The organism is Pseudomonas entomophila (assembly GCF_013523165.1).
Lineage (GTDB): Bacteria > Pseudomonadota > Gammaproteobacteria > Pseudomonadales > Pseudomonadaceae > Aquipseudomonas > Aquipseudomonas entomophila_A.
On the sequence record NZ_JAAMQI010000008.1, the window covers coordinates 192,035 to 210,912 of the forward strand.

The following is an 18,878-nucleotide window of genomic DNA, read 5'->3' on the forward strand; positions in this document are numbered from 1 at the left end:
TTACTCGGCTATCGAAGAGGTTCGGGAGGAAGCGGCAGGCGGAACCGGGTCGAACCCGCCGTCGTTCCAGGGATGACAACGTCCGAGGCGACGAACGGTCAGCCACCCGCCACGCAGAAGGCCATGTGTTTCGATGGCTTCATAGGCGTAACAGGAGCAGGAGGGATAGAAACGACAGTGACTGGCCATCAACGGGCTGATGGCGTAACGGTAGAACTGGATCGGGACGAGGGCCAGTTTACGCATCGTGACTGTCTACCCTTGCGACATCGGCACTGGCTGCCGGAGCGGGCTGCAGACGGGCCAGACGCTTCCAGAGCTTGATGAAGTGTGGATGCAATTCCGGATTTTCCGTCTCGCCCAACCCTCTACGCGCGACGATCACGATGTCCCAACCTGCAAGCATGTGCTGGTTCAGGCGAAACGAATCGCGCATCAGGCGTTTGAGGCGATTGCGCTGAACGGCGAGCTTGACGCTCTTCTTGCCGATCACCAGCCCCAGGCGTGGATGATCGAGACCGTTCTCGCGAGCAAGGATCAGCAGGTTTTTCCCTGGAACCTTGCCGGTTGGGGAGTCGAAGACCGCTTTGAAATGCCGGGGGGTAAGCAATCGCTTGTCCCGACTGAAGTCCTGACTCACCACCTGTGCCGGAAAATCAGATGGCCAGACGCTTACGGCCTTTGGCACGACGACGCGACAGAACTGCGCGGCCGTTCTTGGTAGCCATGCGAGCACGGAAACCGTGGGTGCGTGCGCGCTTGATGGTGCTTGGTTGGAAAGTACGTTTCATGGCGTGTTACCTGGTTCGTCGACAACGGGCCGGAATGGCCCCCGTTTTAAGAGATCGGCGATTCTAGAGAAACCAACGCCATAGGTCAATTTCCAACCAGCCTGCATTCTCTATAAGCAGACGAACGCTCATGCCGGGCGGACGGTGAAGACGATCTACCGACAGTGGGCTTACTATGAAAAATAAGAAAGACAGATAGAAAGCTTTTTTGAAGAATCTATAGCTTTTAAGGGATGGGTTTTCTGTGGATAGATCGCTGAACGCCTTTGAACACGGGGTGTACAGAAATCCTGAAGGTTGTCCGAAAGCCGTGCGGCGGCTGTGCGGCAGCTGCGATTAGCCTGTGTATAACTGGGCAGGATATCCACATGAGAGTTATGCACAGGATTTTGCCCGGGGTTGTGCAGAGTGCTCAGGGTGCGTTATCCACAGAGCTTATCCCCCGCGTGTCGAGGGTGTTTTCGTCAGGTTTTGTCCAAGCCGTCGCAACGCCCTTGGTCCCTCCATGTGGATAACCGGTCCGGTGCCCGGTACAATGGATCGCTTGTACTCGCCTACCAGGCTTTCAACTCAGGGGAACTCCGTGTCAGTGGAACTTTGGCAGCAATGCGTGGAGCTGTTGCGCGACGAACTGCCTGCCCAGCAATTCAATACCTGGATCCGTCCACTACAGATCGAAGCCGACGGCACCGAGCTGCGGGTCTACGCGCCCAATCGCTTCGTGCTCGACTGGGTCAATGAAAAGTACCTGGGCCGCCTGCTCGAACTCTTGGGCGAACACGGCAATGGCATGGCACCTTCGCTGTCACTGTTGATCGGCAGCCGCCGCAGCTCTACCCCGCGCGCGGCACCCAATGCGCCGGTCAGTGCTGCCACGGCGGCCTCCCAGGCCCAGCAACCACCCCGTACGCCAGCGGCCAGCGAACCGACCACCGTCCACGCAGCCTCGCTCGAGCCTGCCGCGGCGTCGGAGCCCATGGTCAGCCAGGAGCGCTACGCGCCCGTCGATGACGCGCCTTCGGCTGCGCCGGCTCAAGCCCCGGGCCGGGCCGAGCAACGGACGGTCCAGGTAGAAGGTGCGCTCAAGCACACCAGCTACCTGAACCGTACCTTCACCTTCGAAACCTTCGTCGAAGGCAAGTCCAACCAGTTGGCGCGTGCCGCGGCCTGGCAGGTGGCGGACAACCCCAAGCACGGTTACAACCCGCTGTTCCTGTACGGCGGCGTGGGCTTGGGCAAGACGCACTTGATGCACGCTGTGGGTAACCACCTGCTGAAGAAGAACCCCAATGCCAAGGTCGTCTACCTGCATTCGGAGCGGTTCGTCGCGGACATGGTCAAGGCCCTGCAGCTCAACGCCATCAACGAGTTCAAGCGGTTCTATCGTTCCGTCGATGCCTTGCTGATCGACGACATCCAGTTCTTCGCCCGCAAGGAGCGCTCGCAGGAGGAGTTCTTCCACACCTTCAATGCGCTGCTCGAAGGCGGTCAGCAGGTCATCTTGACCAGCGACCGTTATCCGAAGGAGATCGAAGGCCTCGAGGAGCGTCTCAAGTCGCGCTTCGGCTGGGGATTGACGGTGGCCGTGGAGCCACCGGAGCTGGAAACCCGGGTCGCCATCCTGATGAAGAAGGCCGACCAGGCCAAGGTCGACCTGCCGCACGATGCCGCGTTCTTCATTGCCCAGCGCATTCGCTCGAACGTGCGTGAGTTGGAAGGGGCGCTCAAGCGTGTGATCGCGCATTCCCACTTCATGGGACGTGACATCACCATCGAGCTGATCCGCGAATCGTTGAAAGACCTGCTCGCCCTGCAGGACAAGCTGGTGAGTGTGGATAACATTCAGCGCACCGTCGCCGAGTACTACAAGATCAAGATCTCCGATCTGCTGTCCAAGCGTCGCTCCCGTTCGGTCGCCCGTCCCCGTCAGGTGGCGATGGCACTGTCCAAGGAGCTGACCAACCACAGCTTGCCGGAGATCGGTGACATGTTCGGCGGGCGTGACCACACCACCGTCCTGCACGCCTGTCGCAAGATCAACGAATTGAAAGAATCCGACGCGGACATTCGCGAGGACTACAAGAACCTGCTGCGCACGCTGACGACTTGATCGGCGGCGGCGAAGCTTATTGAAGGCAAGGACTAGACCATGCATTTCACCATTCAACGCGAAGCCCTGTTGAAACCCCTGCAACTGGTCGCAGGCGTCGTCGAGCGCCGTCAGACCTTGCCGGTGCTGTCCAACGTCCTGCTGGTGGTCCAGGGGCAGCAACTGTCGTTGACCGGTACCGACCTCGAAGTCGAGCTGATCGGCCGCGTTCAGCTCGAAGAGCCTGCCGAACCGGGCGAGATCACCGTGCCGGCGCGCAAGCTCATGGACATCTGCAAGAGTCTGCCCAGCGACGTGCTGATCGACATCAGGCTCGAGGAGCAGAAGTTGCTGGTCAAGGCAGGGCGCAGTCGCTTCACGCTGTCGACCCTGCCGGCCAACGACTTCCCGACGGTCGAGGAAGGCCCAGGGTCGCTGACCTGCACCCTCGAGCAGAGCCGTCTGCGCCGTCTCATCGAGCGCACCAGCTTTGCCATGGCCCAGCAGGACGTTCGTTACTACCTCAATGGCATGCTGCTCGAGGTGTCCACCGACACGTTGCGTGCCGTGGCCACCGATGGGCACCGTCTGGCGCTTTGCGCCATGCAGGCACCGGTCGGCCAGACCGAACGGCATCAGGTCATCGTGCCCCGCAAGGGCATCCTCGAACTGGCGCGTCTGCTGACCGACCCTGAAGGCACCGTCAGCATCGTGCTGGGACAACACCACATCCGCGCGACCACTGGCGAGTTCACCTTCACCTCCAAGCTGGTCGATGGCAAGTTCCCGGACTACGAGCGTGTCCTGCCCAAGGGAGGCGACAAGCTGGTCCTGGGCGATCGCCAGCTGCTGCGTGAAGCCTTCAGCCGCACGGCGATCCTGTCGAACGAAAAATACCGCGGTATCCGTTTGCAGTTGGCGAATGGGCAACTGAAGATCCAGGCCAACAACCCTGAACAGGAAGAGGCCGAGGAAGAGATCAGCGTCGATTACGAGGGGGCTTCGCTGGAGATCGGATTCAACGTGAGCTACCTGCTGGACGTGCTGGGCGTGATGACCACCGATCAGGTGCGTCTGCTCCTGTCCGACTCCAACAGCAGCGCCTTGCTCCAGGAAGCAGGCAACGACGATTCCTCGTATGTCGTAATGCCCATGCGTCTCTAAGCCACGCGCCTTACATGTCCCTACGACGCGTATCGGTCACCGGCGTGCGCAACCTGCAGTCGGTGACCTTCGAACCCTCCCCCAGGATCAACATCCTCTACGGCGACAACGGCAGCGGCAAGACCAGCGTGCTGGAAGCCATCCACCTGCTGGGCCTGGCGCGGTCCTTCCGCAGCACACGGCTCAACCCCGTCATTCAGCACGAGCAGGCCAGCTGTACCGTGTTCGGTCAGGTCGATCTGATCCAGGGTGGCACCCGTAACCTCGGCATCGCACGCGAGCGGCAAGGTGACTTTTCCATTCGCATCGACGGGCAGAATGCGCGGGGTACGGCTCAGTTGGCCGAAATCCTACCCTTGCAGCTGATCAACCCGGACAGCTTCCGCCTGCTGGAGGGCGCTCCCAAGATTCGCCGGCAGTTTCTGGACTGGGGTGTGTTCCACGTGGAACCGCGATTCATGGCGACCTGGCAGCGCCTACAGAAGGCGCTCAGGCAACGGAATTCGTGGCTCCGGCATGGTACACTTGACACCGCTTCGCAAGCGGCATGGGACCGGGAATTGTGCTCGGCCAGCGTGGAAATTGACGAGTTTCGCCGCAGTTACATCACAGCCTTGAAACCTGTCTTCGAGCGAACGCTGGGCGAGTTGCTCGAACTCGATGGTCTTAGCCTGAGCTACTACCGTGGCTGGGACAAGGACCGTGACTTGCAGGCCGTGCTGGCCACCTCGTTGCACCGCGACCAGCAGCTGGGTCATACCCAGGCAGGCCCACAACGTGCGGATCTGCGATTGCGACTAGGCACCCACAACGCAGCCGACATCCTGTCACGTGGGCAGCAGAAGCTGGTCGTTTGCGCCTTGCGCATCGCCCAAGGTCATCTGGTCAACCAGGCGCGGCAAGGGCGCTGTATCTACCTGGTCGACGACTTGCCGTCCGAACTGGACGAAGACCACCGCGGTGCATTGTGCCGTTTGCTGGAAGAATTGAACTGCCAGGTATTCATCACCTGTGTAGACGAAGAATTACTGAGGGACGGTTGGCAGACGGATACGCCTGTCGCTCTGTTCCACGTGGAACAGGGCCGTATCACCCAGACCCACGACCATCGGGAGTGAAGGCATGAGCGAGAATCAAACATACGACTCTTCCAGCATCAAGGTGCTGAAAGGGCTGGATGCCGTGCGTAAGCGCCCCGGCATGTACATCGGCGATACCGATGATGGCAGCGGCCTGCACCACATGGTGTTCGAAGTCCTCGACAACTCGATCGACGAAGCGCTGGCCGGTCACTGCGATGACATCACCGTCATCATCCACCCGGACGAATCCATCAGCGTGCGAGACAACGGCCGTGGTATCCCGGTCGACGTGCACAAGGAAGAAGGCGTTTCCGCTGCCGAAGTCATCATGACCGTCCTGCACGCCGGCGGTAAGTTCGATGACAACTCGTACAAGGTCTCGGGCGGTCTGCACGGGGTAGGCGTTTCCGTGGTCAACGCGCTGTCGGAGAAGCTCATCCTGACCGTGCGCCGCAGCGGCAAGATCTGGGAGCAGACGTACGTGCATGGTGTGCCCCAGGCGCCGATGGCGATCGTGGGCGATAGCGAGACCACAGGCACGCACATCCACTTCCACCCGTCCGCAGAGACCTTCAAGAACATCCACTTCAGCTGGGACATCCTGGCCAAGCGCATCCGGGAACTGTCCTTCCTGAACTCGGGCGTGGGCATCCTCCTGAAGGACGAGCGCTCCGGCAAAGAAGAGTTCTTCAAGTACGAAGGCGGCCTTAGCGCATTCGTCGAATACCTGAACACCAACAAGACACCGGTGAACGCACAGGTCTTCCACTTCAACGTGCAGCGTGACGACGGCGTCGGTGTCGAGATCGCCCTGCAGTGGAACGACAGCTTCAACGAAAACCTGTTGTGCTTCACCAACAACATCCCTCAGCGCGACGGTGGTACCCACTTGGTGGGCTTCCGTTCGGCCTTGACGCGCAACCTGAACAACTACATCGAGCAGGAAGGCCTGGCCAAGAAGAACAAGGTCTCCACCACGGGCGACGATGCCCGTGAAGGTTTGACCGCGATCATCTCGGTCAAGGTGCCCGATCCCAAGTTCAGCTCGCAGACCAAGGACAAGCTGGTCTCCTCGGAAGTGAAAACTGCCGTGGAACAGGAGATGAACAAGTACTTCTCCGACTTCCTGCTGGAGAACCCGAACGAAGCCAAGGCCGTCGTCGGCAAGATGATCGATGCTGCCCGTGCCCGTGAAGCGGCGCGCAAGGCACGCGAGATGACTCGCCGCAAAGGCGCCCTGGACATCGCGGGCCTGCCGGGCAAGCTGGCGGACTGTCAGGAGAAGGACCCGGCGCTCTCCGAGCTCTACCTGGTGGAGGGTGACTCCGCAGGAGGGTCGGCCAAGCAAGGCCGCAACCGCAAGACCCAGGCCATCCTGCCGCTCAAGGGCAAGATCCTCAACGTCGAGAAAGCACGCTTCGACAAGATGATCTCGTCCCAGGAAGTCGGCACGCTGATTACCGCGCTGGGCTGCGGGATCGGACGTGACGAGTACAACATCGACAAGTTGCGCTATCACAACATCATCATCATGACCGATGCTGACGTCGACGGTTCGCACATCCGTACCCTGCTGCTGACCTTCTTCTTCCGTCAACTGCCAGAGCTGGTGGAGCGTGGCTACATCTACATCGCCCAGCCGCCGCTCTACAAGATCAAGCGTGGCAAGCAGGAGCAGTACCTCAAGGACGACGAGGCCAAGGAAGAGTACCTGACCCAGGCGGCCCTGGAAGACGCCAGCCTGCACCTGGACGAAGCCGCCCCACCCGTGTCGGGTGTGGAACTGGAGCGTCTGGTGAACGAGTTCCGCAGCGTGATGAAGACCCTCAAGCGGTTGTCTCGCCTGTACCCGGAAGAGATCACCGAGCACTTCATCTACCTGCCGGAAGTCCCGTCCGAGCAGTTGGGTGACCACGCGGCCATGCAAGCCTGGATGGAGCAGTTCCAGGCGCGCCTGAACGGTAGCCAGAAGTCGGGTCTCGTCTACAAGGCGGCCTTGCGTGAAGACAAGGAGCGCAATGTCTGGCTGCCCGAGGTGGAGATCACCTCTCATGGCCTGGCCAGCTACGTCACCTTCAACCGCGATTTCTTCGGCAGTAACGACTACCGTACCGTCGTGACCTTGGGTGCCAGGCTGTCGACGTTGTTGGGTGAAGGCGCCTACGTGCAGCGAGGCGAACGCAAGAAGGCCATCCAGGAGTTCAAGGAAGCGCTGGACTGGCTGATGACCGAAACCTCCAAGCGCTACACCATCCAGCGTTACAAAGGGCTCGGCGAGATGAACCCGGACCAGCTGTGGGAAACCACCATGGACCCGGCCGTGCGTCGCATGCTGAAGGTGACGATCGAGGACGCGATCGCTGCGGACCAGCTGTTCAACACCTTGATGGGCGATGCGGTCGAGCCGCGTCGTGAGTTCATCGAGGGCAATGCCCTGGCCGTGTCCAACCTGGACTTCTGACCCGGAAAACCACCCTCGAACCTGCACGGGTTCGAGGGTGTTCATGCCGCATCACTTCCCTCCCCTCAGTCTGCCAGCAGGATCGCCTGCTTCTGCGCGCACAGCGCCAATAGATAATCCCACACCACCCTCAGCCGTACCGACTTGTGCAACTCCCGCCGGGTACTGATCCAGTAGCTGCGTTGCAGGGCCTCGCCTGGCAATACCCTGACCAACTCCGGGTCCTGGCTGGCCATGTAGTTGGGCAGCACGGCGATACCCAGGCCCGCGCGTGCTGCCTGTTGTTGAGCGATGACGCTGGTGCTGCGGAACATCACCTTGGGGTGGCGGCAGAAGCTGTTGAGAAACAGCAGCTCCTTGCTGAACAGCAGGTCATCCACGTAGCCGATCCACGTGTGCTGGGCCAGGTCGTCACGGCTGCGTACCAGCGGCGCGTCGTCCAGGTAGGCCCGACTGGCGTACAGCGCGAGCCGGTAGTCGGTCAGCTTGCGTGTGATCAGCACATCGGCATCCGGCCGCTCGAGGTGGATGCTGATATCGGCCTCACGGTTCAGGATGCTGACGAAGCGAGGAACGGCGACCAGCTCGACCTCGAGCCCCGGATAGCGCGAGAACAGCGCATTGAGCTGGGGTGTGAAGAACAGGATGCCGATCCCTTCGGTCACGCCCAGGCGGATCTTGCCCAGGGGGGTGATGCTCTGGGTGATTTCTTCCTGCGCCAGCAGGGCGACGTTTTCCATGGCTTCAGCGTGCTTGAGCAGGGCCTGGCCTGCAGGCGTCAACTCGTAGCCTTGGGCGTGTTGCACGAACAACGCCGTGCCAAGGCTGCCTTCGATGGTCTCGATATGACGGGCCACCGTGCTGTGCGTGGTACCGAGGCGCTTGGCCGCTGTCAGCAGGCGCCCACTGCGCTGCAGCTCGAGGAAAAACCGTAGATCGTTCCAGTCGAACATGCCCCTCCCCCTCCCTGAATGTCGTACGGGCGCTGTGCCAAAACGCACAGCCGCTGCGCGAAAACGAACGCTTCGGTAACGAAATTAGACACTAACCTTAAGCGCGACAAGAACAACATACGATCACGAGGTCGTTCCCATGCCGCCAGTCGATTCGCGCTTCGACTACATCGTGGTAGGCGCAGGCCCTGCCGGCTGCCTGCTGGCCAATCGTCTGTCCGCCGACCCCACCTGCCGCGTGCTGTTGCTCGAAGCAGGTGGCCGCGACAATTATCCCTGGATCCATGTCCCCGTCGGGTACTTGTACTGCATCGGCAACCCACGCACCGATTGGTGCTTCAAGACCGAGCCACAGCCGGGGCTGGGCGGACGCAGCCTGGGCTATCCGCGTGGCCGGGTGCTGGGTGGCTGTTCGTCCATCAACGGCATGATCTACATGCGTGGACAGGCTGCCGACTACGACCGATGGGCCGAGTCCGGCAACGCGGGGTGGTCGTGGAACGACGTGCTGCCGTTGTTCATGGCCTGCGAGCACCATTTCGGCGGGGGCAGCGATCATCATGGGGCGCAGGGTGAATGGCGGGTGGAGTCGCAGCGCTACCACTGGCCGATCCTCGAAGCGTTTCGCGACGCCGCCGAGCAGGTGGGCATCGCGAAGGTGGAGGACTTCAATACCGGTGACAACCAGGGCAGCGGCTATTTCCAGGTGAACCAGCGCAGCGGCGTGCGCTGGAACGCGTCGAAGGCTTTCATCAAGCCCATCCTGCAACGTCCCAACCTGACCGTGCTCACCGACGTCCAGGTCGATCGTGTCCTGCTCGACCAGGCACGTGCCACAGCGGTCAAAGCCATGCATCAGGGACGCTGGCAGACCTTTGAAGCCCGCCGCGAGATCATCCTGTGCGCGGGCGCCGTCGGGTCGCCTGGCATCCTGCAACGCTCGGGTATCGGCCCGCGCAGCCTGCTCGAGGGGCTGGGCATCGGCGTACGGCACGAGCTGCCGGGCGTAGGGGGCAACTTGCAAGACCACCTGCAATTGCGCCTGGTCTACGAGGTGCGCAATGCGCGCACCCTCAACCAGATGGCCAACAGCCCGTGGGGCAAGCTGGGCATGGGCCTGCGCTACCTGTATGACCGCAGTGGGCCGATGGCGATGGCGCCCAGTCAGCTGGGCGCTTTCGTCCGCTCGGACCCTGGCCAGGCCACCCCCAACCTTCAGTACCACGTGCAGCCCTTGTCACTGGAGCGCTTTGGCGAGCCGTTGCACCGCTTCCCGGCGTTCACCGCCTCCGTCTGCAACCTGCGACCGGTCAGCCGTGGCCGCATCGACATTCGGTCGGCAGACATGGCCCTGGCGCCCCTGATCGACCCCAATTACCTGGCCGAAGAAGAAGATCTGCGTGTCGCTGCCGAGGCCATCCGCCTGACACGGCGCATCGTCGCCGCGCCCGCCCTGGCTCCATTCGCGCCGCAGGAATACAAGCCGGGTCCTTCGTTGTGCAGCACGGAAGCGCTTCACGAAGCCGCGCGTCAGATCGGCACCACCATCTTTCACCCCGTGGGCACCTGCCGCATGGGTCAGGGCACGATGGACGTGGTCGACAGCCAGCTGCGCGTTCGCGGTGTGCCGGGCCTGCGCGTGGCCGATGCGTCGATCATGCCGACGATCGTGTCGGGCAATACCTGCACCCCTACCCTCATGATTGCCGAGAAGGCCGCGCGCCTGATCAAGGCACTCCCCCTCGAACAGCGCCTGGAGGACCCGAAACACGTACCCACGTCCTGACGGACGCGGTCGGTGACAGCCCAGTCGTCGGAGGCTGTCTGCAGTGGAACAACAAGAATAATCACTGTGGCCTCAAGGGCCGAGGATAAACGACCATGCCGAACTACATCCAAGGGCACGGCACCGCCGCTGCCAGCGTGTCCCCTCGAGAAGAACGAAAGGTGATCTTCGCCTCGTCCCTCGGAACGGTCTTCGAGTGGTACGACTTCTTTCTCTACGGCGCCCTGGCGGCGGTGATCAGCAAGCAATTCTTCGCCGGCGTGAACGACACCACCGCCTTCATCCTGGCGTTGATGGCGTTCGCCGCGGGCTTCCTAGTACGTCCCTTCGGAGCCTTGGTGTTCGGCCGGCTTGGCGACATGATCGGGCGCAAGTACACCTTCCTCGTCACCATCGTGCTGATGGGCCTGTCCACTTTCGCGGTCGGGCTACTACCGACCTACGCCACCATCGGCATTGCCGCCCCGATCCTGCTGGTGCTGCTGCGCATGCTGCAAGGCCTGGCGCTGGGGGGCGAATACGGTGGCGCAGCCACCTACGTGGCCGAGCATGCACCGCCCGGCAAGCGCGGCTTTCATACCGGCTTCATCCAGTCCACCGCCACCCTGGGCCTGCTGCTGTCGCTGATCGTGGTACTGGGCAGCCGCTACATCAGTGGGGACGCCTTCGAGACCTGGGGCTGGCGCCTGCCCTTCCTGCTGTCGATCGTGCTGCTGGGGATCTCCACCTGGATCCGCATGAGCATGGAAGAGTCGCCGGCGTTCGTGCGCATGAAAGCCGAAGGCAAGCTCAGCACCTCACCCATCCGTGAATCCTTCACCTCCTGGCCCAACCTCAAGGTCGTCCTGACCGCGCTGTTCAGCATCAATGCCGGCCAGGCCGTGACCTTCTACACGGCCCAGTTCTACGTGCTGTTCTTCCTGACCCAGATGTTGAAGGTGGATGCAGCCCAGGCCACGACGCTGCTGATCATCAGCGTGATCATTGCCGCACCGTTCTTCGTGTTCTTCGGCTGGCTGTCCGACCGGATCGGCCGCAAACCCATCCTGATGCTGGGCCTGCTGCTGGCCACGGTGCTCTACTTCCCCTTGTTCAAGGGCCTGAGCCACTACGCCAACCCACAGATCGACGCCGCCAGCCGCCAGGCGCCCATCGTCGTCACCGCCGATCCGAGTGGCTGCACCTTCCAGTTCGACCCTGTGGGCAAGGCACGCTTCGACAGCCCTTGCGACAAGGTCAAGACCTTCCTGGTCAAGCAAGGCCTGCCCTACTCGTCCCAGGCGACCCAAGGGTCCGAGGTGGTGGTCAGCATCGGTGACCGCTCGATCACCGGGTTCGATGAGCAGGCCATGCGTCAGGCGGTCGAAGCGGCGGGCTACCCTGCCAAGGCAGACCCGGCCCAGGTGAACGAACTCATGGTGGTGGTGCTGATCGTCGCCATGATCCTGATCGCCACGATGACCTATGGTCCGCTGGCAGCCGTCATGGTCGAGCTGTTCCCTACCCGGATCCGCTACACGTCGATGTCCCTGCCCTATCACATCGGCAACGGCTGGTTCGGCGGTTTCCTGCCCACGGTGTCCTTCGCCTTGGTGGTGTACACCGGGGATATCTTCTATGGCCTCTGGTATCCGGTGCTGATCACCGGGGTCAGCCTCGTGGTCGGGCTGTTCTGCTTGAAGGAGACGCGGGACGTGGACATCGACAAGGTATGAGGATGCCTGCCGGGGGAACTGGAGCAAGATGAACAAAAGCTGTCCATCCTGACGCCAGTTGAACGCAAAGGGCCGTCATCAGCCAGATTGCGCGGGCATCACGCCTTCCACATCGCTGACGTGACGGCCCTTTTCAGGTTCTGCCAAAAACTTATGCACGATTTTCGAGAAAACGTCATACACGAAAATAGCTATAAAAATCAGTGTGTTGCGTGATTTTCAGGCGTGTAATCCAAAAGTTGCTCACACGTTATCCACAATCGGTCAGGCCAGGGGATTGGCACTGTCCGCCAACACGGGCGTGGCGTCTGCCTCGATCGAGCCTAAGGCCTGTTGGGTCGCCTGGTTCCAGGCTGCCGCACGGTCGTTCAGCTCGGCGACGGCGCGCGGACCGGTCCCCACGGCATACATGGGTTCGCCAATCACCACCTCGATGACGCCCGGGCGTTTGCCCCAGCCTTCACGCGGCCAGAATTTCCCGGCGTTGTGCGCGATCGGCAAGACCGGCAGGCCGGCATTGACCGCCAGGGCCGTCCCACCGCGGGAGAACTTGCCGATCTGTCCAAAGGGCACACGTGTGCCTTCCGGGAAGATCAGCACCCAGACCCCTTGCTTGAGCAGCTCGTCGCCCTTGCTGGCGACCTGACGCAGGGCCTGCTTCGGGTTGTTCCGGTCGATGGCGATGGGGCGCAGCATGGCCATTGCCCAACCGAAGAACGGCACGTACAACAGCTCGCGCTTGAGCACCTGGCTCAAGGGCTGGAAGTAGGCCGACAGGAAAAAGGTCTCCCACGTGCTCTGGTGGTTGGACAGGATCACGCAGGGCGTCTGGGGAATGTTCGCCTCGCCGGTCACCCGGTAGCGAATGCCCAGGATCACCCGGGCCAGCAGGACCGCGAAGCGGCACCAGTAGACGTTGATGAAGCGGTAGCGCTGACGGAACGGCAGGAAAGGCGCGATGAAGAAGCTCAGCGAGCACCACAGCAGGGAGCTGGTTCCCAGCAGCAGGTAAAAGAGAAGGATTCTGGTCGCCCGCACGATGGACATAGTGACAGATACCGTTGCGGGACACGCCCGCTCAAGAAAAGCACGCCAAACGGCGTGCTACGAAAGGAGTGCTCCGGCAACCGCTGCCAGATCGTCGAAAATCAACGTGCCTTGCGGCACGCCTTTGGCCAGGGTCTTGCACCCTTTGCCCGTGGTGACCAGGACCGGCTGCGCACCGACGGCCAGGGCAGCATCCAGGTCGCCCGCGCTGTCGCCGACGAACCACGTGCCTGCCAGGTCGGCCTGGTAGTGCGTGGCGATGGTGTGCAGCATGCCGGGCTTCGGCTTGCGACAGGCACATCCGTCGTCCGGGCCGTGGGGGCAATGCACGATCAACCCGACTTCACCCCCCGCGTCGTCCACCAGCGCGCGCAGGCGCGCGTGCATGGCGTCCAGGGTGGCAAGCGGGTAGTAGCCGCGTGCCAGCCCGGACTGATTGGTGGCCACGGCCACGGTCCAGCCCGCCTGACTCAACCGTGCGATGGCCTCGATCGATCCCGGGATGGGGATCCATTCCTCCAATGACTTGATGTAGGCGTCGGAGTCCTGGTTGATCACGCCATCACGGTCGAGTATCAGCAGTTTCACGGCTCACCCCAGCAACGAGATGTCGGCCACGCCCAGGAACAGCCCACGCAGACGGCTGAGCAGGGCGTAACGGTTGGCACGTACGTTGGGGTCTTCGGCATTGACCATCACCGCCTCGAAGAACGCATCCACCGGCTCGCGCAGGGCAGCCAGGCGTGCCAGCGACTCCTTGTACTGGCGGGCCGCAGCCATGGGTTGCACGGCCTGGTCGGCCTGCTGGATGGCCGAGTACAGCGAGAACTCGTTGGCGTTGTCGAAGTACTTCGGCTCGACCTGGGCTGCGACGGCGCCCTCGGCCTTGCTCAGCAGGTTCGAGACGCGCTTGTTCACCGCAGCCAGGGCATCGGCTTCGGGCAGCTGACGGAAGGCCTGGACGGCCTGGATGCGCTGGTCGAAGTCCAGGGCCGAACCCGGCTTGAGCGCCCGTACCGACAGGTAGGTGGCCACATCGACGCCTTCGTCTTCGTAGCGTGCACGCAGGCGGTCGAAGATGAACTCCAGGACCAGCTCGGTCAGGCCCGCTTCCTTGACCTTGCTGCCGTACTGGGCGACAGCGAAGCTCACGGCGTCGGTCAGGTCCAGGTCCAGCTGCTTGTCGATCAGGATGCGCAGCACGCCCAGGGCGGCACGGCGCAGGGCATAGGGATCCTTGCTGCCGGTCGGCAGCATGCCGATGCCGAAGATACCGACCAGGGTATCGAGCTTGTCGGCGATGGCCACCGCCGCACCCGTGAGTGTCTGAGGCAGTTCGGCACCCGCACCGCGGGGCATGTACTGCTCGTTCAGCGCCAGCGCGACGTCTTCCGGCTCACCGTCGTTGACCGCGTAGTAGTAGCCGGCGACGCCCTGCATCTCCGGGAACTCTCCGACCATCTCGGTGGCCAGGTCGCACTTGGACAGCAGGCCGGCACGGGCCGCACGCTGTGCGTCGCCCCCCAGGTGCGGGGCGATGAAGGCCGCCAGGCGCGACACCCGCTCGGCCTTGTCGTACACGCTGCCCAGCTGCGCCTGGAAGACCACGTTCTTCAAGCGCTCGTTGAACGTTTCCAGCGGCTGCTTCTTGTCCTGGTTGAAGAAGAACTCGGCGTCGGTCAGGCGCGGACGCACCACCTTCTCGTTGCCTTCGATGATCTGCCGCGGGTCGCGGCTCTCGATGTTGGCCACGGTGATGAAGCGCGGCAGCAGCTTGCCGTCACTGTCGAGCAGGCAGAAGTACTTCTGGTTGTCCTGCATGGTGGTGATCAGGGCTTCCTGCGGCACGTCGAGGAAGCGTTCCTCGAACGAGCACACCAGCGGCACGGGCCACTCCACCAGCGCGGTGACTTCGTCCAGCAAGGCCGGCGGCACGATCGCGGTCCCTTCCTGCTGCAACGCCAGTTCGGCGGTGCGCTTGGCGATCAGCTCGCGGCGCTCGGCGAAGTCCGCCAGGACGTAGGCCTGGCGCAGGGTCTCGAGGTAGCTGGCCGGCGAAGCGATGGTGACGTTGTCCGGGTGATGGAAGCGGTGGCCACGGGACTCACGCCCAGCGGTCTGGCCCAGCAGCGTGCAGTCGACGACCTGGTCGCCCAGCAGCATGACCAGCCATTGGGTCGGGCGCACGAATTCTTCGCGGCCGGCACCCCAGCGCATGCGCTTGGGGATGGGCAGGTCGTTGAGCGAGTCTTCGACGATGGTCGGCAGCAGGCTGGCGCTCGGCTTGCCCGGAATGTGCTGAGAGAACCGCAGCTTCGGGCCACTCTGGTCGATGTCCGACAGCTCGACGCCACACTTCTTGGCAAAGCCCAAGGCAGCCTGCGTCGGATTGCCTTCGGCGTCGAAGGCGGCCTGCAGGGGCGGGCCATCGACGGTGATGCTGCGGTCCGGCTGCTGCACGTCGAGCTGGCTGATCAGCACGGCCAGGCGGCGCGGCGCGGCATAGACCTGTTTGGCGGTGTACTTCAGGCCTGCAGCCTGCAGGCCTTTCTCGATACCGGCCAGGAAGGCGTCGCCCAGGCTGGACAGCGCCTTGGGAGGCAGCTCTTCGGTGCCCAGTTCGACCAGAAAATCGTGTGCACTCATTGTGCCGCCTCCAGCTTAGCCAACGCTTCGTCACGCAGTTCAGGGGTCGCCATCGGGAAGCCCATGCGTGCACGGGCTTGCAGGTAGCTGTGGGCCACGTCGCGGGCCAGGGTACGCACACGCAGGATGTAGCGCTGGCGCTCGGTCACCGAGATGGCGCGACGGGCATCGAGCAGGTTGAAGGTGTGCGAGGCCTTCAGGACCATTTCATAGGTCGGCAGCGGCAAGTCGAGCTTGATCAGGCGATTCGCTTCGCTTTCGTAGAAATCGAACAGCTCGAACAGCTTGTCGACGTTGGCGTGCTCGAAGTTGTAGGTCGACTGCTCCACTTCGTTCTGGTGGAACACATCGCCATAGGTGACCTTGCCGAACGGGCCGTCGGCCCAGACCAGGTCGTACACCGAGTCCACGCCCTGCAGGTACATGGCCAGGCGCTCGAGGCCGTAGGTGATCTCGCCGGTCACCGGGTAGCACTCGATACCGCCGGCCTGCTGGAAGTAGGTGAACTGCGTCACTTCCATGCCGTTGAGCCAGATTTCCCAGCCCAGGCCCCAGGCGCCCAGGGTCGGCGACTCCCAGTTGTCCTCGACGAAGCGCACGTCGTGCACCAGCGGATCCAGCCCGATGGCCTTGAGCGACCCCAGGTACAGTTCCTGGAAGTTGGCCGGGTTGGGCTTGAGCACGACCTGGAACTGGTAGTAGTGCTGCAGGCGGTTGGGGTTTTCGCCATAACGGCCATCGGCCGGACGACGGCTGGGCTGCACGTAGGCGGCGTTCCAGCTCTCCGGGCCTACGGCACGCAGGAAGGTGGCGGTGTGAAAGGTGCCGGCGCCTACTTCCATATCGTAGGGCTGAAGCACCACACAACCTTGCTCGGCCCAGTACTGCTGCAGGGCGAGGATCAGGTCTTGGAAGGTACGCACGGCTGGCGTAGGCTGGCTCACGAAATTCACCTGTATCGAGGGATGCGGATGTAAAGAGCGGGAGTATACCCCGATTCGTTCTTCCCTCTACCCTTGGAGCCTTATGCCGCGCTGCTTTTGGTGCACCGACGACCCCCTGTACCAGGCCTATCACGACCACGAATGGGGGCGGCCCACGCACGACCCTGCGCAGCTGTTCGAGATGCTGCTGCTCGAGGGTTTCCAGGCCGGTCTCTCGTGGCTGACGGTCCTGCGCAAGCGCGAACGTTATCGCCAGGTGCTCGACGGTTTCGACCCCGGGCGCCTGGCGCGATTGAGCGACGAACGGATCGATGCGCTGATGCTCGACCCCGGCATCATCCGCAATCGGCTCAAGCTCCAGGCAGTTCGGCAGAACGCACGTGCCTGGCTGGCGCTGGAGCATCCGGCCGAGTGGCTGTGGTCGTTCGTCGGCGGTGTGCCACGGATCAATCATTTCCGCGACCGCAGCGAAGTGCCGGCCATCACGGCCGAGGCCGAGGCCATGAGCAAGGCCTTGCGCAAGGCCGGCTTCACCTTCGTCGGCCCGACCATCTGCTACGCGTTCATGCAGGCGACCGGCATGGTCATGGACCACACCGTCGAGTGCGATCGCTACGCCGCGCTGGCCACGGCAGGCGTTACAATGCTCCCCTTGGATCAATAAGGAGTCGGCCTGTGGAAAAGTTCAAAGGCGCCCTGATGGTGGGGATGCTGCGGCTGTTCGCCAAGCTGCCCTGGGGTGCGGTACAGAAGGTCGGTGCCGGCATCGGCTGGCTGATGTGGAAACTGCCCAACGGTTCGCGCAACGTGGTGCGCATCAACCTGGCCAAATGTTTCCCCGAGATGACGCCCGACGCGCGCGAGCAACTGGTCGGGCGGGCGCTGATGGACATCGGCAAGTCGTTCACCGAGAGCGCCTGTGCCTGGATCTGGCCGGCGCACCGCTCCCTGGCCCTGGTGCGTGAGGTGCAAGGCCTGGAGGTGCTTCAGGAGGCCCTGGCTTCCGGCAAGGGCGTGGTCGGCATCACCAGCCACCTGGGCAACTGGGAAGTGCTCAACCACTTCTATTGCGACCAGTGCAAGCCGATCATCTTCTACCGCCCACCCAAGCTCAAGGCGGTCGACGACCTGCTGCGCGAACAGCGTGTGCAGATGGGCAACCGCGTGGCGCCCTCGACCAAGGAGGGCATCCTCAGCGTCATCAAGGAAGTGCGCCGTGGCGGTCAGGTCGGCATCCCGGCCGACCCGGAGCCGGCCGAGTCGGCAGGCGTGTTCGTGCCGTTCCTCGGCACCCAGGCGCTGACCAGCAAGTTCGTGCCGAACATGCTGGCCGGTGGCAAGGCGGTCGGGGTGTTCCTGCACGCCCTGCGCCTGCCGGACGGGTCAGGGTTCAAGGTCATCCTCGAGGCAGCCCCGGAGGCGATGTACAGCACCGACACCGAAACCTCGGCGGCGGCGATGAGCCAGGTGGTGGAGCGCTACGTACGGGCCTACCCCAGCCAGTACATGTGGAGCATGAAACGCTTCAAGAAACGACCGGCCGGCGAGGCGCGGTGGTATTGAGCGGTCGGCAGGCTTGCGTGCGGCTTCCCGGTTGGCCGCAGCGCTGATCTGGCAGAGCGGTTCATCCTCCTGTGGGAGTCCGCCCGCCGCCTTGGCGCCGCGCTGTCGCGCAGAGAACATGACGATAGTTAGCAGGGTCCGGGGCTTTACTGCTAATCGATTTTAGGGCCGCTTTGCGGCCCATCGCGGCCGGTCCGGCGCCCCGGCAGGGGCCGCTCCTACACCCGTAGCCCCACCGCGCGGAATTGCAGGCTATCGCAGCCACCTGTGGGAGATTCTATGGTAATTGCCAAGGACTCAAGCGGCTTTTGGACGATATTCCTCTCCGCTTCTGATCAGGGCAAAGACCACCCGAGCCAGCTTGCGGGCCAGCATGACCAGGACTTGGGTCTTTTTAAAACCGTGGCTCTGCTTGTCTTCATAAAACGTTTTCCAAGCAGTTGTCCTGCCTGCTGACATCGCCGCATTGTGCAGCAGACGACGGACCTCTGGATCACCCCGCTTGGTCAGCGTCGAGCGTTCTTTTTTCTTGCCCGACTGAGCCACTCGCAAGTCCATTCCCAGAAAAGCGATGAAGGCATCGGCACTCTTGAACTCACCCCGCTGGTAGGTGGCGACCAAGCGCGCAGCGGTGAGA

General features: G+C 62.7%; 17 protein-coding genes. 8 read left to right on the forward strand and 9 right to left on the reverse strand.

The annotated features are described in order from the left end of the window. The 3 genes from yidD to rpmH are packed head-to-tail and all read right to left on the reverse strand — an operon-like array spanning nt 1 to nt 791. Nucleotides 1-246 (reverse strand): membrane protein insertion efficiency factor YidD, encoded by a 246-nt coding sequence (gene yidD, locus G7Z99_RS09090; protein WP_085987489.1) that lies wholly within the window; start codon nt 244-246, stop codon nt 1-3. Beyond that, nucleotides 239-643, reverse strand: a complete 405-nt coding sequence (gene rnpA / locus G7Z99_RS09095; protein ID WP_181093395.1) for a ribonuclease P protein component — start codon at nt 641-643, stop codon at nt 239-241. Before rnpA ends, yidD begins: the two co-directional genes overlap by 8 nt. Before the next feature lie 13 nt (nt 644-656). Then, nucleotides 657-791, reverse strand: coding sequence for a 50S ribosomal protein L34 (gene rpmH / locus G7Z99_RS09100; RefSeq protein WP_003253163.1), 135 nt, complete (start codon nt 789-791; stop codon nt 657-659). Between the two features lie 583 nt (nt 792-1,374). Between rpmH and dnaA the strand changes: the two genes are divergently transcribed. Genes dnaA through gyrB form a run of 4 tightly spaced genes read left to right on the forward strand, consistent with a single transcriptional unit; the run spans nt 1,375 to nt 7,587 of the window. Continuing rightward, the gene (gene dnaA, locus G7Z99_RS09105) at nt 1,375-2,901 is read left to right on the forward strand and encodes a chromosomal replication initiator protein DnaA (protein WP_181093369.1); all 1,527 of its coding nucleotides are present in this window, start codon (nt 1,375-1,377) and stop codon (nt 2,899-2,901) included. Between the two features lie 39 nt (nt 2,902-2,940). After that, a complete protein-coding gene (gene dnaN / locus G7Z99_RS09110) occupies nt 2,941-4,044 on the forward strand; it encodes a DNA polymerase III subunit beta (RefSeq protein WP_181093371.1) in 1,104 nt (367 codons plus the stop codon). A 14-nt stretch (nt 4,045-4,058) separates the two neighbouring features. Then, complete coding sequence (gene recF / locus G7Z99_RS09115; protein ID WP_181093373.1) at nt 4,059-5,162, forward strand: DNA replication/repair protein RecF; 1,104 nt, start codon at nt 4,059-4,061, stop codon at nt 5,160-5,162. Between the two features lie 4 nt (nt 5,163-5,166). Then, the gene (gyrB, locus tag G7Z99_RS09120) at nt 5,167-7,587 is read left to right on the forward strand and encodes a DNA topoisomerase (ATP-hydrolyzing) subunit B (protein WP_181093374.1); all 2,421 of its coding nucleotides are present in this window, start codon (nt 5,167-5,169) and stop codon (nt 7,585-7,587) included. 65 nt (nt 7,588-7,652) lie between these two features. Here gyrB and G7Z99_RS09125 read toward each other — a convergent pair whose 3' ends face one another. Continuing rightward, nucleotides 7,653-8,540, reverse strand: a complete 888-nt coding sequence (locus tag G7Z99_RS09125) for a LysR family transcriptional regulator (RefSeq protein ID WP_181093376.1) — start codon at nt 8,538-8,540, stop codon at nt 7,653-7,655. Nucleotides 8,541-8,679: 139 nt separating this feature from the next. On the opposite strand from G7Z99_RS09125, the gene G7Z99_RS09130 reads away from it, so the two are divergent. Together G7Z99_RS09130 and G7Z99_RS09135 are read left to right on the forward strand one after the other, a co-directional pair. Next, nucleotides 8,680-10,326, forward strand: a complete 1,647-nt coding sequence (locus G7Z99_RS09130) for a GMC family oxidoreductase (protein ID WP_181093378.1) — start codon at nt 8,680-8,682, stop codon at nt 10,324-10,326. A gap of 95 nt (nt 10,327-10,421) precedes the next feature. Further along, nucleotides 10,422-12,041, forward strand: a complete 1,620-nt coding sequence (locus G7Z99_RS09135; protein ID WP_181093380.1) for an MFS transporter — start codon at nt 10,422-10,424, stop codon at nt 12,039-12,041. A 264-nt stretch (nt 12,042-12,305) separates the two neighbouring features. Here G7Z99_RS09135 and G7Z99_RS09140 read toward each other — a convergent pair whose 3' ends face one another. From G7Z99_RS09140 to glyQ, 4 genes are read right to left on the reverse strand one after another with little or no spacing between them, the layout of a single operon-like run. After that, entirely contained in the window at nt 12,306-13,088 is a 783-nt protein-coding gene (locus G7Z99_RS09140) for a lysophospholipid acyltransferase family protein (protein ID WP_181093382.1), read from the reverse strand. A gap of 57 nt (nt 13,089-13,145) precedes the next feature. After that, a complete protein-coding gene (gene gmhB / locus G7Z99_RS09145; protein ID WP_181093383.1) occupies nt 13,146-13,676 on the reverse strand; it encodes a D-glycero-beta-D-manno-heptose 1,7-bisphosphate 7-phosphatase in 531 nt (176 codons plus the stop codon). A 3-nt stretch (nt 13,677-13,679) separates the two neighbouring features. Then, nucleotides 13,680-15,734, reverse strand: a complete 2,055-nt coding sequence (glyS, locus tag G7Z99_RS09150) for a glycine--tRNA ligase subunit beta (protein WP_181093385.1) — start codon at nt 15,732-15,734, stop codon at nt 13,680-13,682. Continuing rightward, the gene (glyQ, locus tag G7Z99_RS09155) at nt 15,731-16,678 is read right to left on the reverse strand and encodes a glycine--tRNA ligase subunit alpha (protein ID WP_181093386.1); all 948 of its coding nucleotides are present in this window, start codon (nt 16,676-16,678) and stop codon (nt 15,731-15,733) included. The genes glyS and glyQ overlap by 4 nt, the downstream gene beginning before the upstream one ends. Before the next feature lie 82 nt (nt 16,679-16,760). On the opposite strand from glyQ, the gene G7Z99_RS09160 reads away from it, so the two are divergent. Both G7Z99_RS09160 and G7Z99_RS09165 read left to right on the forward strand, forming a co-directional pair. Beyond that, nucleotides 16,761-17,342: a DNA-3-methyladenine glycosylase I gene (locus G7Z99_RS09160; RefSeq protein ID WP_181093387.1), complete on the forward strand. Its 582-nt coding sequence runs from the start codon at nt 16,761-16,763 to the stop codon at nt 17,340-17,342. An 11-nt stretch (nt 17,343-17,353) separates the two neighbouring features. Continuing rightward, nucleotides 17,354-18,241 (forward strand): lysophospholipid acyltransferase, encoded by an 888-nt coding sequence (locus tag G7Z99_RS09165; RefSeq protein WP_181093388.1) that lies wholly within the window; start codon nt 17,354-17,356, stop codon nt 18,239-18,241. 297 nt (nt 18,242-18,538) lie between these two features. Here G7Z99_RS09165 and G7Z99_RS09170 read toward each other — a convergent pair. Next, the coding region (locus G7Z99_RS09170) for a transposase (protein WP_181093389.1) at nt 18,539-18,878 on the reverse strand (340 nt) is incomplete at its 5' end.

What these genes read in the sequence shown, in the direction of transcription:
- yidD (WP_085987489.1), bottom strand. Translation starts at nt 246, where the DNA reads ATGCGTAAACTGGCCCTCGTCCCGATCCAGTTCTACCGTTACGCCATC.
- rpmH (WP_003253163.1), bottom strand. Translation starts at nt 791, where the DNA reads ATGAAACGTACTTTCCAACCAAGCACCATCAAGCGCGCACGCACCCAC.
- dnaN (WP_181093371.1), top strand. Translation starts at nt 2,941, where the DNA reads ATGCATTTCACCATTCAACGCGAAGCCCTGTTGAAACCCCTGCAACTG.
- recF (WP_181093373.1), top strand. Translation starts at nt 4,059, where the DNA reads ATGTCCCTACGACGCGTATCGGTCACCGGCGTGCGCAACCTGCAGTCG.
- gyrB (WP_181093374.1), top strand. Translation starts at nt 5,167, where the DNA reads ATGAGCGAGAATCAAACATACGACTCTTCCAGCATCAAGGTGCTGAAA.
- G7Z99_RS09125 (WP_181093376.1), bottom strand. Translation starts at nt 8,540, where the DNA reads ATGTTCGACTGGAACGATCTACGGTTTTTCCTCGAGCTGCAGCGCAGT.
- G7Z99_RS09130 (WP_181093378.1), top strand. Translation starts at nt 8,680, where the DNA reads ATGCCGCCAGTCGATTCGCGCTTCGACTACATCGTGGTAGGCGCAGGC.
- G7Z99_RS09135 (WP_181093380.1), top strand. Translation starts at nt 10,422, where the DNA reads ATGCCGAACTACATCCAAGGGCACGGCACCGCCGCTGCCAGCGTGTCC.
- G7Z99_RS09140 (WP_181093382.1), bottom strand. Translation starts at nt 13,088, where the DNA reads ATGTCCATCGTGCGGGCGACCAGAATCCTTCTCTTTTACCTGCTGCTG.
- glyS (WP_181093385.1), bottom strand. Translation starts at nt 15,734, where the DNA reads ATGAGTGCACACGATTTTCTGGTCGAACTGGGCACCGAAGAGCTGCCT.
- G7Z99_RS09160 (WP_181093387.1), top strand. Translation starts at nt 16,761, where the DNA reads ATGCCGCGCTGCTTTTGGTGCACCGACGACCCCCTGTACCAGGCCTAT.